The organism is Microbacterium sp. H6 (assembly GCF_003314775.1).
GTDB classification, from domain to species: domain Bacteria; phylum Actinomycetota; class Actinomycetes; order Actinomycetales; family Microbacteriaceae; genus Microbacterium; species Microbacterium oxydans.
In genome coordinates this window covers 1-357 of record NZ_QOAY01000123.1, presented here as the reverse complement: position 1 = coordinate 357, position 357 = coordinate 1, and the positions used below count along the sequence as shown (strand labels likewise).

The window sequence follows — 357 nt, the reverse complement described above, 5'->3', positions numbered from 1 at the left end:
CGCTCGGCATCCGCCGACGAGAAGAACTCCGCGAAGAGTTCTTCCGAGACGACCGCGACCACGGCCGGTGCGCTCGCCGCGGCATTCATCGCAGCCAGTCCTCGAGGTTCTCGGCGATGAAGGCGTCGTCGTTCAGGGCCGGGTATGCCCGACGCACGCGGGCGATCTCCTCGGCCTGCCCCGGCGAGAGCCCCTCGGCGGGGTCGAGGCACCAGATCCCCTCGAGCAGCCCCTGCTGACGCAGCATCTCGTGCACGCCCGCGATCACGCCGTGGAAGTCGTTGCCCGGATCGAACACCGCCTGATTCACGTCGACCATGTCGGAGGCGACGAGCCCGAGCTCGCGATAGGCCTCGG

The 357-nt window shown here is 69.2% G+C and carries 1 pseudogene; it reads right to left on the bottom strand.

Annotated features, from left to right (window positions below):
- Positions 1–85: 85 nt before the first annotated feature.
- A pseudogene (locus DSP71_RS08230) lies at positions 86–357 on the bottom strand (dihydrodipicolinate synthase family protein); the annotation flags it as partial.